The organism is Holzapfeliella sp. JNUCC 80, assembly GCF_053667655.1.
This window is the reverse complement of sequence record NZ_CM132205.1, coordinates 657,163-672,660: the sequence shown is the minus strand read 5'-3', so window position 1 is coordinate 672,660 and position 15,498 is coordinate 657,163. Positions and strand designations below refer to the sequence as shown.

The following is a 15,498-nucleotide window of genomic DNA, read 5'->3' as shown; positions in this document are numbered from 1 at the left end:
ACTGATACTAATGGAGTTGCTAATGAAAAAATTTAAAAGAGTTTTGTTGTACTTATTTGCAACAGTGTTATTAATTGTCGGCATTGCTTTGATTTTTAATGAGCCCATTCAAAACAGCATTGTTTCTCATAATACTGAAGTGGCTAGAACTTCTGTGACTAAGGAACAAATTCAAAAAAACATGCAAACTAAAAGTGAAGATTATGATTTTTCTAAAGTTAAAAGTTTAGATATTAATCAGGTAGGACAGTCATTAACTCATAATCAGACACAAGTTATTGGATTAATGGCTATACCTAGTGTCAATATGAACTTACCGGTTTCAAAAGGTCTGAGTGATGCCGCACTATCTTCTGGTGGCGGAACAATGCGTGAGGATCAGCAAATGGGTATTGGTAATTATCCCATTGCTGGACATTATATGACAGATAAAGGGCTTTTATTTTCGCCATTAGAATCAGTTAAACTAGGTGAATTGATTTATTTAACCGATTTAGATAAAGTATACACTTACAAGATTTATCAAAAAGAAGTCGTCGATCCATATGCGGTATGGCTTGTTGATAATACAGATAATGCCATTGTGACACTAATAACTTGCGCAGATGGCGGGGTTAATCGTTGGGCGATTCGCGGTGAGTTGATTGAGACAAAAGACGCTACGCAATCTGAATTAGCCACATTTAATTTAAAATAAGCAAAAGGGGTTAAACTAGCTTGGATTTCAAACAAAAAGAACCGTTGACTAAGATTTCTTCTGAGACTCGGTCAGAACTAGGACTATCAGACATTGCCGTGACACTTTTAGAAAATAGAGGACTTACTTCAAAAGAAGCAATTGAAGATTGGCTTAATCCATCAGAAGAGTCGATTCATGATCCGTTTTTATTTACAGATATGCAAAAAGCCGTTGATCGTATTCATCAAGCAATAGATGCTCAAGAGCAAATTACAGTATATGGTGATTATGACGCAGACGGTATCACAAGTACGACAATTTTGGTAGAAACGCTTGAAATTATGGGTGCCAATGTAAATTATCATCTTCCTAATCGTTTCAATGAAGGATACGGTCCTAATCAAGCCAGTTATCAAAAGCTGATTAATGAAGGAACACAGCTTTTTATTACCGTTGATAACGGGGTAAGTGGAAAAGAGGCTGTTGAATTCTTGAATGAGCAAGGTATTGATATCATTATTACTGATCATCATAATTTACCTCAAGTCCTATCCGATGCGTTAGCGATTATTCATCCAAGATTAGCTAATCAAGCTTATCCTTTCGATGATTTAGCTGGAGTGGGTGTTAGCTTTAAGTTATGCTGTGCCTTGTTGGGCGAGACTGCTTATGAACTGCTTGATTTAGTAGCTATTGGAACGATAGCTGATATGGTTGCGGTAACAGGAGAAAACCATACGCTATTGAAGTTTGGTGTTGAAGCTTTACAAAACACGCAAAGATTGGGATTAAGACAGCTGTTAGTTGAATCAGGGGCTAATTTAGATGACTTAGATGAAACTAGTATTGGGTTTGTCATCTCACCACGATTGAATTCACTAGGACGATTAGAAAATGCAGGGAAAGCAGTCGAATTGTTGCTGAATGATAATCCTGAAACCTGCGAATCACTAGCTAAAGAAATCGAAACAATTAATATTAAGCGAAAAGAACTAGTTGTGACAACAACCAAAGAAGCGCTTGAACTGGCAAAAAGCGCGCAGTACCAAAATCAAAACACATTGATTATTTATCAAGAAAATTGGCATGAAGGTATCTTGGGAATTGTGGCCAATAAAGTAGTTGAAGAAACACAAAAACCTGCTATCTTATTGACTAAAGCTGAAAACGGTGTTTTAAAAGGGTCTGGTCGTAGTATACAAGGCTTTGACTTGTTTACAGCACTTACACCAATCAAATCAGAACTGGTCTCATTTGGTGGTCACGACATGGCATGTGGCTTGTCTGTTGAGGAAGATAAGCTAGATAACTTAATTCAAAAATTTGAAGCTAGTTTTTCACTTAATAGTCAAGATAGTGAACAATTATTTGATTGCTCACTCACGCCTGATGATTTAACCTTAGAGCAACTCGAAGAAATCTCAGCTCTTGGACCTTTCGGGACCAACTTTGAAATGCCACTATTCAAAATCAATTCCCCACACATTTCTTTTGCTAGAAAGATTGGACAGACACAAGATCATTTGAAATTTACGATGCTTAATTCAAAAGGGATGCAAATTTCGGGAATTGGGTTTAATTATCCAAATGTTGACCTCAATACGTTCAAGGAAAAAGGCATTTTATATGGTGAATTATCCAAGAATGAATGGAAGGGTAAAGTAACCCCTCAACTTATGCTCAAGCATCTTGAATTTGAAAAAGAACAGGTCATTGACTGTCGCCATTATCAATTTAATCAAATTATGGCTGTGCAAGGTACTTTTGGCTTTTTCAATGAAGAAAAACTAACTGCATTTAAGGAAAAACTGAATATAGATGATGACCAGGCTGTTTTGTTACGTCCTAGCAACCCAAAATCACAGACAATTATTATAATGGATCAGCCATTAAATAATCAGCAATTAGAAGCGGTTCTTTCATCATCAGCTATTGAACAAGTTTATTTTTACGGTCAAATCAAAAATTTACATCTCACACAGATGCCATCTCAAGACAAGTTTCGCGAAGTGTTGAAGTATTTCTATCAACATCATGATTTGAAAACAACGGACTTAAAACAATTAACAGCATACTTCAACTTATCAATTTACGAATTAAATTTGATTTTAAGGGTGTTTTTAGAGCTAAATTTTGTTAAAATAGATAGGGTTCTAATTAAACCAGTTGAAAATGTTCAGTCAAAAGCACTGACATCTTCAAATTTATTACAACAAACACAAAAACAATTACAATTTGTTAATCAGCTAAATGTGATGTCTTCATCTGATTTGAAGCGTCATATTTTACAATATTTAGGTTAGCAAAGATAGGAGTCCTAAACTTGACAATGAATTTTAAAGATTACGTAGCAGATGTTCCTAATTTCCCAAGTGAAGGTGTTACTTTCCGTGATATTTCACCTTTAATGGCTGATGGTGAAGCTTACCACGCTGCAACAATGGAAATTGTTAAATATGCTAAAGACCTAGGCGTAGATATGGTATGTTGCCCTGAGGCTCGTGGATTTTTAGTAGGTTGTCCTGTCGCAGATGAGCTAGGTGTTGGTTTTGCACCAGCTCGTAAAGCAGGTAAATTACCTCGTGAAACAGTTTCTGTTTCTTACGATTTAGAGTATGGTCAAGACACACTTTACATGCACAAAGATGCTATCAAACCTGGTCAAAAAGTTCTAGTTGCTGATGATTTAATGGCAACAGGTGGAACTGTTCGTGCAACTATCGACTTAGTTGAAAAACTAGGTGGAATCGTTGTTGGAACAGCTTTCTTGATTGAACTAAAAGACTTAAACGGTCGTGACAAAATCAAAGATTACGATATGTTCACATTAATGGACTACTAATATATATCAAGGCTAGTCCTTGATTATGGAGCGTTGGCAGAGTGGTAATGCACCGGACTCGAAATCCGGCGAACCGGTTAATACCGGCGCGCAGGTTCAAATCCTGTACGCTCCTTAATAAAAAATCCCTTAAGGCTTAATAGCTTTAAGGGATTTTTAATTCATCTTCAAACAATAAAGTTTGGTGGTCATCAGCATCATAGGCAATGACTGTAAGTGGTTGATTAACTAAAAAAGGTTTCTTCAAATCGAAATCAACTTCTAAATCGGTTCCAGGTTGCACAAATTTTAATTTTTGTGTTTGATTATTTAAAAACAATGTAAAGGTTAATAAGTTTTCTAAAGGAACCAGACCAACTAATTGATCATCGATTGTTTCCCAAATCAAATGGACCACTTCTTCTGGTAATTGCTGCATGACTTTGACTGAAGCAAAACGTTCTTGTAGGGGGTTAAAAGGCATTATTTCTCCTCTGCAATATCGCCGAATTGACCAGCAGTAATATCAATTAAGTCTGAAACTTTAATTTGAACACTACGACCGACTTTTCCGGCTGAAACAATAATTTCATCTTCAAGATCTGCTTGTTGGTCATAGAAGATAGGGACTTTTAGTTTTTCATAGATACCAATAGGTGTATTGGCACCATGAACATAGCCAGTTGTTTTTTCTAAATCTTTTAAGGGTAGTAAGTGAACTTTCTTATCACCAGAAATTTGACTCAACTTTTTGTAGCTGAGGTGTTTATCTAGTGGCACAACGCCGACTAAAACAGGGTTTTCAGTTCCTTTTAGAACAAGTGTTTTGTAGACTGTTACGTCGTGTTTTGGAAAGTTTTCAGTATCTAAAGCATCAACGTCACCATCTTTAACGGTTGGTGCCACGATTGATTGATAATTAATTTTTTGCTGATCCAGCATTTTTTCAACCAATGTTTTTGAAACTTTAGCTTTTTTCTTAGACATCTAAAGACTCCTTTTTATTTGTAATAAATATAATCTTAGCAATGTGATTTTTAAGTGTCAAAAGAAATCCAAGTCAAAATAAGTTATAATGAAACCATAATTTTAATTTAAGTGAGGGAATATTTTGAATTTAATCGAACTATCAATTCAAACAGCAACGGATTCAGTTGAAGCATTGTCAGCTTTCTTAATGGCGAATGGTGCACTGGGTATTCAAACGAGAGATCGTCAAGATTTTGAAGATAAAAACACACCTGGTTATGGTGAACTAATTATGACGGACGATATCAAAGATTTACCAGAAGCAGCAGAAGTTAGTGGGTATTTTGATGAGTCAACCTTTGACCAAACCCTTCCTGCTCAAACTAAAGAGAAGCTAACTGAATTAAAGGGTTACCAACTTAATATTGGGTCAGGTGTTATTGCTTTGAATCGTATTGTGGACCAAGATTGGGAAAACAATTGGAAAGAGTATTACCATCCAGTTCGTTTGTCACATTGGTTTACAGTTGTTCCTGAATGGGAAAACTACCAAACAAAATCACACCATGAACAAATTATTCGTCTGGATCCAGGTATGTCATTTGGAACAGGTACTCACATTACAACACAATTAGCTTTACAGTATTTAGAAAAGACGATGGTTAAAGATGATGCGCGTGTATTAGATCTTGGGACAGGCTCAGGAATACTTGCGATTGCTGCACACAAAATGGGTGCGCAACAAGTTGTTGGAACCGATATTGACGCACATGCTTTAATTTTTGCTGAAGAAAACATCAAATTAAATGAATTAGAAAATCAGATTACTTTGCAAGAAAGTGACTTACTGAAACAAGTTTCAGGTGAGTATGATATTATCATTGCTAATATTTTGGCTGAAATTTTGATGGAATTAGTACCTAATTTAGCTGAACATCTAGCTGATAACGGTGTTGTGATTTTATCAGGTATCGATCAAGCACAACGCGATAAATTGGTCGCAAAATTAGCAGAATTTAATTTTGAAGTTATTAGTGAAATGCGTCAAAAGACATGGGTTAGTTTGCTAGTGAAGAAACAAGAGGTGTAAACATGCAACATTACTTTTTAGATGAGACTTTATCAATTAATCAAACTGTGTCACTTCCTAAAGATATTGCTCACCGTGTTTCTCGAGTAAGACGTAGTAAAGTGGATGATGAGATTGAGGTTGTTGACAGTCTTCACCAAGTATTTATTGCAAAGATTACGAGTTTAGAAAATAAAGCTGTTGAAGTTGAGATTGTGCAAGAACAAGATCGCCAAGTAGAATTGCAACAAGACGTTACTTTATTAGTGGGGATGCCTAAAAAAGAAAAAGCGGAATGGATTATTCAAAAGGGGACAGAACTAGGTGCTAATGCATTTGTGTTCTTTAATTCAAGATATGCTGTGGCTAAGTTGAAAGCTGATAGATTAGCTAAAAAATTGGACCGTTTAAATACAATTGCTAAACAAGCTGCTGAACAATCAAGACGCTCAATTGTTCCTGAAGTCAAAGTGCTAGACAAATTAAGTGACTTAGATCTATCAGAATTTGATCATACTGTAGTCGCTTATGAAGAAGCTGCCAAACAGTCTGAAAAATCTAATTTGGTCAAAGTATTTGAACAGGTTGAACCTAATCAAAAAGTACTAGGTGTATTTGGACCTGAAGGTGGATTAGCAGAAGAAGAAGTGACGACTTTAGTTAATCAAGGTGCGACAGTCGCTGCGCTAGGACCACGTATTTTGAGAGTAGAAACAGCCCCCTTATACTTTTTGAGTGCATTATCTTATCAAACAGAGTTAAATCATTGATTTAAAATTGGTATTTTAAATTTAAGGTTGTTATAATTCAACTATAATAACTAGAGGAAAGCTAGGGGTTGAGACTATGTCTAAACATAAGGATTTAACAGTTACAGAGGTATTTGACCTTTGCGCTGAATATATGAATCAAGAACACTTAGACTTTGTGAAAAAAGCCTATGAATTTGCAGCTTATCTGCATAAAGATCAAAAGCGTCAATCAGGACAGCCCTACATTATTCACCCTATTCAAGTAGCCGGTAGTTTAGCCGAACTTAGAATGGACCCTGAAACAATCGTGAGTGGTTTTTTACATGATGTTGTTGAAGATACAGAAGTAACACTTGGAGATGTTGAGGAACTATTTGGTAAAGATGTCGCAACAATTGTTGATGGTGTTACTAAACTGGGCAAAATCAAGTATATGTCACATGAAGAACAACTTGCTGAAAACCATCGTAAGATGCTAATTGCAATGGCTCAAGACTTACGCGTTATCATGGTTAAATTAGCAGATCGATTGCATAATATGCGCACATTAGACCATTTAAGACCAGATAAACAGCGCCGCATTTCAACTGAAACAATTGAAATTTACGCACCATTGGCAGATCGTTTAGGGATTAGCAAAATTAAATGGGAACTAGAAGATATCTCATTACATTACCTAAACCCACAACAATACTACCGTATTGTGAGTTTGATGAAGACTAAACGTAGTGAACGTGAAGGCTTTATTGCGGATGCAATTAATACAATGGAAACGACTTTAGATGATTTGAACATCAAATATACAATTTACGGTCGTCCAAAGCATATCTACTCAATCTACAAAAAGATGAAAGAGAAGCATAAACAGTTTGATGAATTGTATGATTTATCGGCTGTTCGCATTCTAGTTAAAAGCGTTCGTGATTGTTATGCTGTATTAGGTGCAGTTCATACTAAATGGAAACCTGTTCCACGTCGTTTTAAAGACTATATTGCTGTTCCTAAAGCTAACGGTTACCAATCACTTCACACAACGATTATTGGTCCTGGTGGCAAACCGCTAGAAATCCAAATCAGAACAGAAGAAATGCACGAAATTGCTGAATTTGGTATTGCAGCTCACTGGGCTTATAAAGAAGGGGTTAGCTCACCAGTTAGAATTGACGAAGCTGGTCAAAAAATTGATATTTTCCGTGAGATTTTAGAGCTAAGAGAAGATTCAACTAATGCTCGTGACTTCATGGAAAGTGTTAAAGGAGACTTGTTCTCTGACCGCGTATATGTCTTTACACCAAAAGGTGATGTTTATGAGTTGCCTAAAGGGTCTATTCCACTAGACTTTGCATATTTAGTTCACACAGAAGTTGGGAACCATGCAGTGGGTGCACGTGTTAATGCTAAGATGGTTCCACTTGATTACAAAATGAAAAACGGAGATATTATTGAAATTAATACTTCTCCAAATGCTAATCCAAGTCGTGACTGGACTAATATTGTTAAAACATCCCGCGCACGTAACAAAATCAGACGCTACTTCAAAAACCAAACTAAAGATGAAAATATCGAAAAAGGCCGTAATGATATTGAAAACCAACTAACTGAAATGGGCTATTCACCAAAAGAATTCATGGATAAAGCTCATATTCAAGAATTGGTTAACCGATTCAACTTTGGCTCTAAAGAAGAACTGTTTAGTTCAATTGGTTATGGTGAAATCACACCGCTAGTGGCGGCTAACCGTTTAACAGAAAAAGCACGCCGTGAAAGCGAAGCACAAAAGCGTAAAGAGCTAGAGGCTTCGATTTTATCAGCTGCTGATAACAAAACACATAATCAAATTGATCGTTCTAAACAAAATGAGCCAACTAAAATGCAGATTCAGCATGAAAATGGTGTTATTATCCAAGGTCTAAATAACTTGTTGATTAGATTAGCTAAGTGTTGTAATCCTGTACCTGGGGATGCAATTGTTGGCTATGTAACAAGAGGTCGAGGCGTTACAATTCACCGTACTGATTGTTCAAACATCAGTGAATCAGACCGTATAGAAGGTCGAGTAATGGATGTTGAATGGATGGACGTTTCTTCCAAAGACCAAACTTATTTTGCAAATCTAAGTATTTATGGATTTAATCGTAGCGGTTTGTTAAATGATATTCTCCAAAAACTTAATGCGGTTTCAAAGAAACTATCCAATATCAGTGGTCGTATTGATCATAATGATATGGCGCATGTTCGTTTAACCGTTTCTGTTAAAAATTCACAACACCTTAACGAAATTTTGACGCAAATAAAAAATATTCCAGATGTTTATGAAGCAAAGAGAGCAGATCAATAATGAAAATTGTTATTCAACGTGTACAAGAAGCAAGTGTTACAATCGATAATCAATTACACTCAAAAATTGGTAATGGGTTGTTGCTACTTATGGGCGTTCATCAAGATGATACGCCAGACATGCTGCAAAAAGCAGCACAAAAAATTGCTAAAATGAGAATCTTTAGTGATGATGAGCAAAAAATGAATCTAAGCGTTAAAGACGTAGCAGGTGAAATTCTGTCAGTGAGTCAATTCACGTTACTTGCCAATACCAAAAAGGGAAACCGTCCTCACTTTCAAGAAGCAATGGCACCTAAACAAGCTGAAGCGTTTTATGATCAGTTTAATGCATTATTAAGAGAAGAAAACTTAACAGTTAAAGAGGGACAATTTGGAGCAGATATGGCTGTTGCATCAGTTAATGATGGTCCTGTTACAATTGTTTACGAACTGTAGTCTAAATTGACATAGAGCGTCTTTTTCTAGTATTCTATATTAATGCGAAATAAGACAAAAAACTGGATAGAGAAGGGTCTTGTGTATGAAGTTACAAAAACCTAAAGGAACAGTTGATATTTTGCCTGGTGAATCCAATCGCTGGCAATATGTCGAAACTGAAGTTAGAAATTTTATGGACTTGTATGATTTCAATGAAATCAGAACGCCTATTTTTGAACAATATGAACTATTTGCCCGTTCAAGTGGTGAATCTTCAGATGTTGTATCAAAAGAAATGTATGATTTCTTCGATAAAGGAGAACGTCATATTGCATTGAGACCAGAAGGGACAGCTGGAACCGTTCGTTCATACGTTGAAAACAAACTGTATGCACCTGAACACGAAAAACCAGTCAAACTATTCTATATTGGCCCAATGTTTCGTTATGAACGCCCACAGGCTGGACGTCAAAGACAATTTCACCAAATCGGTGTGGAAGCTTTTGGTGCAACACATCCGATGCAAGATGTTGAAATTATTTTATTAGCTCATGACTTATTAAAAAAACTAAACGTTCAAAACTTTGAATTACACCTTAATTCATTAGGAAACGCAGAAGTTAGAAAAAATTACCATGAAGCACTAGTTAATTATTTTGAACCATTTAAAGATGAATTATCAGATGATTCTAAACAACGTTTGCAAGTAAATCCACTTAGAATTTTAGATTCAAAAGATAAACGAGATCAAGAATTAGTGGCAGATGCACCTAAGTTACGTGATTATTTAGATGATGAAACTAACCAACATTTTGGCTTTGTTTTGAACATGCTTGATGAGTTAGGTATTAATTATCAAATCGACGATAACTTGGTTCGTGGTTTAGATTACTACACGGGCACAATCTTTGAATTTATGATTGAAGATAAGAACTTGTGGCAAAGCAAAAGTACGGTGCTAGCGGGTGGTCGTTATGATAAATTAGTAGAAGAGTTCTCAGGTCCTGAAACACCTGCCATTGGTTTTGGTATTGGATTTGAAAGACTAATGCTAGTTTTACAACAACAAAACCCTGAAATGTTTGCAACAGAGGGGCCAGAGGTTTATATTGCTAATGTAGGTGATGATTCTGTCGCAACCGTTTTGAAACTAGCTCGTTCTTTGAGAAATCAAGGGCTTAAAGTGGTCTTTGATGTTTCACAACGCAAATTAAAAAATCAATTCAAATCAGCTGACCGCCATCAAGCGAAGTACATTTTGACTATTGGGGATCAAGAGGTCGAAAAACAAGCTGCAACACTTAAAAATCTTGAGGATGGTTCACAGACTGTTGTTGATTTTGAATCTTTAAACAAAAATGCATCAGAATTATTAAAAGAAATTAACTAGGGGATAGTAAAAATGGAAAAACGTACAGCTTATAACGGTCAAGTGACCGAAGAATTAGTCGGAGAACACGTGACGCTTCACGGATGGGTTCAAAAACGTCGTAGTTTAGGAAGTTTAATTTTCGTAGACTTAAGAGACCGTTCAGGATTCGTTCAACTTGTTTTCAATACAACTTTTAGTGCAGATGCATTAGCTGTTGCTGAAACATTGCGTGCTGAAGATGTTATTTCAGTTCATGGAAAAGTCGTTAAGCGTTCAGAAGAAACACAAAACCTAAACAATCCAACAGGTAAAATTGAAGTTGAAGTAGACGGAATTGAACTGCTTAATAAAGCTAAAACACCACCATTTGATATTAGTGATGATGTTCAAGCCTCAGAAGAAACTAAACTAAAATACCGTTACTTAGACCTACGTCGTCCTGAAATGCAACGTGGTATCATGATGCGTTCAAAAATGATGCACTCAATTCACGCTTTCTTCGATGAACAAGGATTTGTTGATATCGAAACACCTTATTTAGGTAAATCAACACCTGAAGGTGCTCGTGACTACTTAGTTCCTTCTCGTGTTTATCCAGGTAGTTTCTACGCTTTACCTCAATCTCCTCAATTATTTAAACAATTATTGATGGGTGCTGGATTTGACCGTTACTACCAAATCTCACGTTGTTTCCGTGATGAAGATTTACGTGGAGATCGTCAACCTGAATTTACTCAAATTGATATGGAAACAACCTTCTTAGATGAAGAACAAATCCAAGATATCACTGAAGGTTTAATCAAAAAAGTAATGAAAGACGTAAAAGGCCTTGATGTCAAAACACCATTCCCAAGAATGTCATGGCACGATGCGATGGCAAATTATGGTTCTGATAAACCTGATACTCGTTTTGACATGAAACTTCAAGACTTATCAGATTTATTCAAAGATAGTGACTTCAAAGTGTTCTCTGGTGCAGTAGCTAATGGTGGACAAGTGAAAGCGATTGTTGTCAAAAACGGTGCTAATGAATACTCACGTAAACAAATCGACCAAAAACAAGAATACATCAAGCGTTTTGGTGCAAAAGGATTAGCTTGGATGAAATTTGTTGATGGTGAATTCAACGGACCTGTTGCAAAATTTGTAACGGATCAACATGACGAATTAAAAGACAAGTTAAACCTTGTGGGTGATGAATTAGTATTATTTGTTGCTGACCGTTCTAAAGTTGTTGCTGATGCTTTAGGTTACTTACGTGTTGAAATTGCCAAAGAACAAAACTTGATTAACAAAGAAGAATTCAACTTCTTATGGGTTGTAGACTGGCCATTATTTGAATACGATGAAGGTGACGAAAAATGGGCCGCAGCTCACCATCCATTTACTATGCCTGATGATGAAGGCATTAAGTTACTAGATACAGAACCACATAAAGCACATGCTCGTAGCTATGATATTGTTCTAAATGGTTATGAACTTGGTGGTGGATCAATCCGTATCCATAATCGCGAAATTCAAGAAAAAATGCTAAAAGTTTTAGGATTTACAGAAGAAAGCGCTAAAGAACAATTTGGATTCTTATTAGATGCCCTTGACTTTGGATTCCCACCACATGGTGGACTTGCAATTGGATTAGACCGTTTTGCAATGTTACTTGCAGGACGTGATAACATTCGTGACGTTATTGCATTCCCTAAAAACTCAAAAGCAAGTGAACCAATGATGAACGCGCCCGCAGAAGTTTCTGATGCGCAACTAGCAGAACTAGGTATTGAAACAAGAGATTAATTTGTAAAAAACGATAAATATTAAATTATTTATCGTTTTTTTATTTTGTTTTAAGGTTGTAAACAACTATTTTTTTGATATACTAACCTTAAACTTACTAAAGAGAAGTTTGAGAGGGGATTTATAATGTCTAAAGACTTACGAAAAAAATTAACTAAAGAACAATATGAAGTGACACAAAATGCTGCAACAGAAGCACCATTTACTGGTGAATATGATGATTTCTGGCAAGACGGTATTTTTGTTGATGTTGTGAGCGGAGAACCTTTATTTTCTTCGACAGATAAATATGATGCAGGCTGTGGTTGGCCATCTTTTACCAAACCAATCGACAAAGTAGTCGAAAAAAGAGACTCTTCTCATGGCATGGAACGAATCGAGGTCAAGAGTAAAGACGCTGATTCACATTTGGGACACGTATTCAATGATGGGCCCCTTGAAAAAGGTGGCATGAGATACTGTATTAATTCAGCTGCATTACGCTTTATTCCGGTAAATCAACTGGAAGAAAAAGGATATGGCAAATACTTAATTTTATTTGAAAAGTAAAATTCAGGAGGTTAGTTGAAGATGAAAAAAGAGTATGCAATTTTTGCAGGAGGTTGTTTTTGGTGTATGGTCAAGCCTTTTGATGAACAACCAGGAATTATTAAAGTAACTTCTGGTTACACAGGAGGTCATGTTGCAAACCCAACATATGAACAAGTTTGCATAGGCAAAACGGGTCATACTGAAGCAGTTAAAATTGACTATGATGCAGATGTGATAACTTATCCAGAACTTGTTGAAATCTATTGGCGTCAAACAGATCCAACGGACGCAATGGGACAATTTCAAGATCGTGGTGATTCATATCGTCCAGTTATTTTTTATCATGATGACAGTCAACGAGTGGTCGCTGAAAAATCAAGAGATGAACTTGAAAAAAGCGGTCGATTTGATAAACCAATTGTTACCAAAATCGAAGAGGAGTCGCCTTTTTATGAAGCAGAAGATTATCATCAAGACTTCTATAAAAAAGATCCCGCAAGATTTGAAATGGAAGAATTAGGTGGTCGTGAACAGTTCAAAAAAGATGTTTGGAAATAATAGATAATTGCTTTAAAAAAATAGTTTTTTTGTTAAACTTAGGATAAGTTTAAATAAAAGGAAGTAAAAAGCTATGGATCAACTGTCTCAAATCAGCCGGCAGCATACTAACTTTTCTAAGGTTAGTGCGGCTGTTATCTATGCACTATGTGTATCGATTGCGTTGAACTTCTTTTGGGAACCCGGTCATATTTATGCAAGTGGTGTTACGGGGTTTGCCCAAATCATTCAAAGTTTGTCGCACAATTTATTACCAACTAATGTGATGTATTTTGCATTGAACATTCCTTTAGTCATCCTGGGGTGGTTAAAGATTGGTCACAAGTTTACACTTTATACTATTTTAGCCGTTGTTTTTTCATCAATCATGATGAAAGTAATGCCACCAATCAGTACACAGTTTGATCCCATTATCTGTGCTTTATTTGGTGGTGTGGTCAACGGAGTTGGAACGGGTTTTGCTTTGAAAAGCGGTATTTCAACTGGTGGATTAGACATTATTGGAATTATTGTCCGTAAGAAAACGGGTCACAGCTTCGGAACAATTAATATATTCTTTAACTTGATTATTGTATCAGTGGCCGGCTTTATTTTTGGTTGGGCATTTGCTTTTTATACAGCTATTGGGATTTTTGTGAATGGCCGCGTTATTGATATGATTTATACTCAAAATCAAAAAATGCAAGTAATGATTGTGACAGAGCATCCTAGAGACCTGATTGATGATATTCAGCAAAAAATGCGTCGCGGAATTACAATTGTTCACGACGTTGAAGGTGCTTTTGGTCACACTGAAAAAACGATTCTGTTCACAATTATTTCGAGATATGAAATGTATGAATTAGTACATGTTATTCAAAATAAAGATCCATATGCTTTTGTCAGCATCACGAAGGCTGAAAAAGTTATTGGTAGATTTAAGGAGCCTAAAGTTGAGTAAAGAGTCATTAATTATTGGAAGTCACGTAAAACTATCAGGCAAGAAAATGCTGTTATTATCGACAGAAGAGACACTTGCTAATCAAGCTAACACGATGATGGTATTTACCGGTGCTCCTCAAAACACGAGAAGACGTCCGTTGTCTGACTTTAATATTGAAGAAGCAACACCTATTATCGAAGAACATAATATCAACCCAATCGTGGTTCACGCACCTTATATCATTAATCTTGGCAATGTTAAAAAGCCCGAAAATTTTCCCTTTGCAGTTAACTTTCTAGCTGATGAAATGAAGCGTGCCGAAGCAATTGGCGCTAAATATATCAGTTTTCATCCAGGATCTCATGTCGGCTCTGGTGAAGAAGCAGCTATTGCTCAGATAATCAAAGGTTTAGATGAGGCCATTGAGAAAAGTGAAACAACGACCGTTAGCATTGCATTAGAAACAATGGCTGGTAAAGGGACCGAAATAGGTAAAACTTTTGAAGAGCTTGCACAAATTATCGAAGGTGCTAAACATTCTGATCGTTTGTCAATCACTTTTGATACTTGTCATGTTTATGACGCGGGTTATGATATCAAGAATGACTTTGAAGGTGTTATGGCTGAATTTGATCGTGTTATCGGTATTAATCGTATTACAGTTATTCATTTGAATGATTCAAAGTTTGGACTAAAGTCACATAAAGATCGTCACGAAAACCTTGGATTTGGCGAGCTTGGATTTGAAACCTTACAAGATATTGCTTATTATGAGCCATTCAAATCGTTGCCAAAGATACTAGAAACCCCCTTTGTACCTGATGAAGTAGATAGTAAAAAGAAATACTCACCTTATAAACGTGAGATTGAAATGTTACGTCAGCAAAGCTTCGACAGTGACTTAAAACAAGCAATATTGAAGGATAATCAGTAATTAAGAATTAAATTAAAAAACATAGTGATATTTTGTTGACCTGGTTATCTTTGTTCGATATAATTAATCTTGTAATTAGTTGACCTATAGGGTCATAGAAATGGAAGGAGGGATATCATATGGCAAAGACAGTCGTTCATGACAACGAATCTCTTGATGATGCTCTTCGTCGCTTCAAACGTTCCGTTTCTAAAAGTGGTACACTCCAAGAGTACCGTAAACGCGAATTTTACGAAAAACCAAGTGTAAAAAGAAAATTAAAATCTGAAGCAGCTCGTAAACGTAAGAGATAACGTCTCGTAAAACCCTTATTTTTGGTTATATTTCCAGAAATAAGGGTTTT

16 protein-coding genes and 1 tRNA gene are annotated in these 15,498 nt (G+C 36.1%); 15 read left to right on the top strand and 2 right to left on the bottom strand.

Translation table 11 applies throughout. The features are described 5' to 3' along the window. Positions 1 to 22: 22 nt before the first annotated feature. The 4 genes from JNUCC80_RS03400 to JNUCC80_RS03385 all read left to right on the top strand — a co-directional run bounded on the left by JNUCC80_RS03400 (position 23) and on the right by JNUCC80_RS03385 (position 3,636). On the top strand, positions 23 to 697 hold the full coding sequence (locus JNUCC80_RS03400; protein ID WP_454152567.1) for a class A sortase: 675 nt from the start codon (positions 23 to 25) through the stop codon (positions 695 to 697). Positions 698 to 717: 20 nt separating this feature from the next. After that, on the top strand, positions 718 to 2,982 hold the full coding sequence (gene recJ, locus JNUCC80_RS03395; protein WP_454152566.1) for a single-stranded-DNA-specific exonuclease RecJ: 2,265 nt from the start codon (positions 718 to 720) through the stop codon (positions 2,980 to 2,982). Between the two features lie 20 nt (positions 2,983 to 3,002). Then, positions 3,003 to 3,521: an adenine phosphoribosyltransferase gene (locus JNUCC80_RS03390; RefSeq protein ID WP_454144518.1), complete on the top strand. Its 519-nt coding sequence runs from the start codon at positions 3,003 to 3,005 to the stop codon at positions 3,519 to 3,521. A gap of 27 nt (positions 3,522 to 3,548) precedes the next feature. Next, positions 3,549 to 3,636 (top strand) — tRNA-Ser (locus tag JNUCC80_RS03385). A 30-nt stretch (positions 3,637 to 3,666) separates the two neighbouring features. On the opposite strand, the gene JNUCC80_RS03380 is transcribed toward JNUCC80_RS03385, so the two are convergent. Together JNUCC80_RS03380 and JNUCC80_RS03375 are read right to left on the bottom strand one after the other, a co-directional pair. Next, on the bottom strand, positions 3,667 to 3,984 hold the full coding sequence (locus tag JNUCC80_RS03380; RefSeq protein WP_454144520.1) for a DUF960 family protein: 318 nt from the start codon (positions 3,982 to 3,984) through the stop codon (positions 3,667 to 3,669). Continuing rightward, a complete protein-coding gene (locus JNUCC80_RS03375) occupies positions 3,984 to 4,487 on the bottom strand; it encodes a YbaK/EbsC family protein (RefSeq protein WP_454144522.1) in 504 nt (167 codons plus the stop codon). Before JNUCC80_RS03375 ends, JNUCC80_RS03380 begins: the two co-directional genes overlap by 1 nt. Before the next feature lie 124 nt (positions 4,488 to 4,611). Between JNUCC80_RS03375 and prmA the strand changes: the two genes are divergently transcribed. From prmA to rpsU, 11 genes are all read left to right on the top strand, one after another. Continuing rightward, positions 4,612 to 5,559, top strand: a complete 948-nt coding sequence (prmA, locus tag JNUCC80_RS03370) for a 50S ribosomal protein L11 methyltransferase (RefSeq protein ID WP_454152565.1) — start codon at positions 4,612 to 4,614, stop codon at positions 5,557 to 5,559. Between the two features lie 2 nt (positions 5,560 to 5,561). Further along, positions 5,562 to 6,308, top strand: a complete 747-nt coding sequence (locus JNUCC80_RS03365; RefSeq protein ID WP_454152564.1) for a 16S rRNA (uracil(1498)-N(3))-methyltransferase — start codon at positions 5,562 to 5,564, stop codon at positions 6,306 to 6,308. A gap of 76 nt (positions 6,309 to 6,384) precedes the next feature. After that, the gene (locus JNUCC80_RS03360; RefSeq protein ID WP_454144528.1) at positions 6,385 to 8,628 is read left to right on the top strand and encodes a RelA/SpoT family protein; all 2,244 of its coding nucleotides are present in this window, start codon (positions 6,385 to 6,387) and stop codon (positions 8,626 to 8,628) included. Next, the gene (dtd, locus tag JNUCC80_RS03355) at positions 8,628 to 9,065 is read left to right on the top strand and encodes a D-aminoacyl-tRNA deacylase (protein ID WP_454152563.1); all 438 of its coding nucleotides are present in this window, start codon (positions 8,628 to 8,630) and stop codon (positions 9,063 to 9,065) included. The genes JNUCC80_RS03360 and dtd overlap by 1 nt, the downstream gene beginning before the upstream one ends. An 85-nt stretch (positions 9,066 to 9,150) precedes the next feature. Then, positions 9,151 to 10,437: a histidine--tRNA ligase gene (gene hisS, locus JNUCC80_RS03350; protein ID WP_454152562.1), complete on the top strand. Its 1,287-nt coding sequence runs from the start codon at positions 9,151 to 9,153 to the stop codon at positions 10,435 to 10,437. Positions 10,438 to 10,449: 12 nt separating this feature from the next. Continuing rightward, positions 10,450 to 12,210: an aspartate--tRNA ligase gene (aspS, locus tag JNUCC80_RS03345; protein ID WP_454152561.1), complete on the top strand. Its 1,761-nt coding sequence runs from the start codon at positions 10,450 to 10,452 to the stop codon at positions 12,208 to 12,210. A 126-nt stretch (positions 12,211 to 12,336) separates the two neighbouring features. After that, positions 12,337 to 12,759 (top strand): peptide-methionine (R)-S-oxide reductase MsrB, encoded by a 423-nt coding sequence (gene msrB / locus JNUCC80_RS03340; protein ID WP_454152560.1) that lies wholly within the window; start codon positions 12,337 to 12,339, stop codon positions 12,757 to 12,759. A 21-nt stretch (positions 12,760 to 12,780) separates the two neighbouring features. Continuing rightward, positions 12,781 to 13,299, top strand: a complete 519-nt coding sequence (msrA, locus tag JNUCC80_RS03335) for a peptide-methionine (S)-S-oxide reductase MsrA (RefSeq protein WP_454152559.1) — start codon at positions 12,781 to 12,783, stop codon at positions 13,297 to 13,299. Between the two features lie 73 nt (positions 13,300 to 13,372). Further along, entirely contained in the window at positions 13,373 to 14,239 is an 867-nt protein-coding gene (locus tag JNUCC80_RS03330; RefSeq protein WP_454144540.1) for a YitT family protein, read from the top strand. A 46-nt stretch (positions 14,240 to 14,285) separates the two neighbouring features. After that, a complete protein-coding gene (locus JNUCC80_RS03325; protein ID WP_454153344.1) occupies positions 14,286 to 15,155 on the top strand; it encodes a deoxyribonuclease IV in 870 nt (289 codons plus the stop codon). Between the two features lie 119 nt (positions 15,156 to 15,274). Continuing rightward, positions 15,275 to 15,448 (top strand): 30S ribosomal protein S21, encoded by a 174-nt coding sequence (gene rpsU, locus JNUCC80_RS03320; protein WP_056975084.1) that lies wholly within the window; start codon positions 15,275 to 15,277, stop codon positions 15,446 to 15,448. The last annotated feature ends 50 nt before the right edge of the window (positions 15,449 to 15,498 follow it).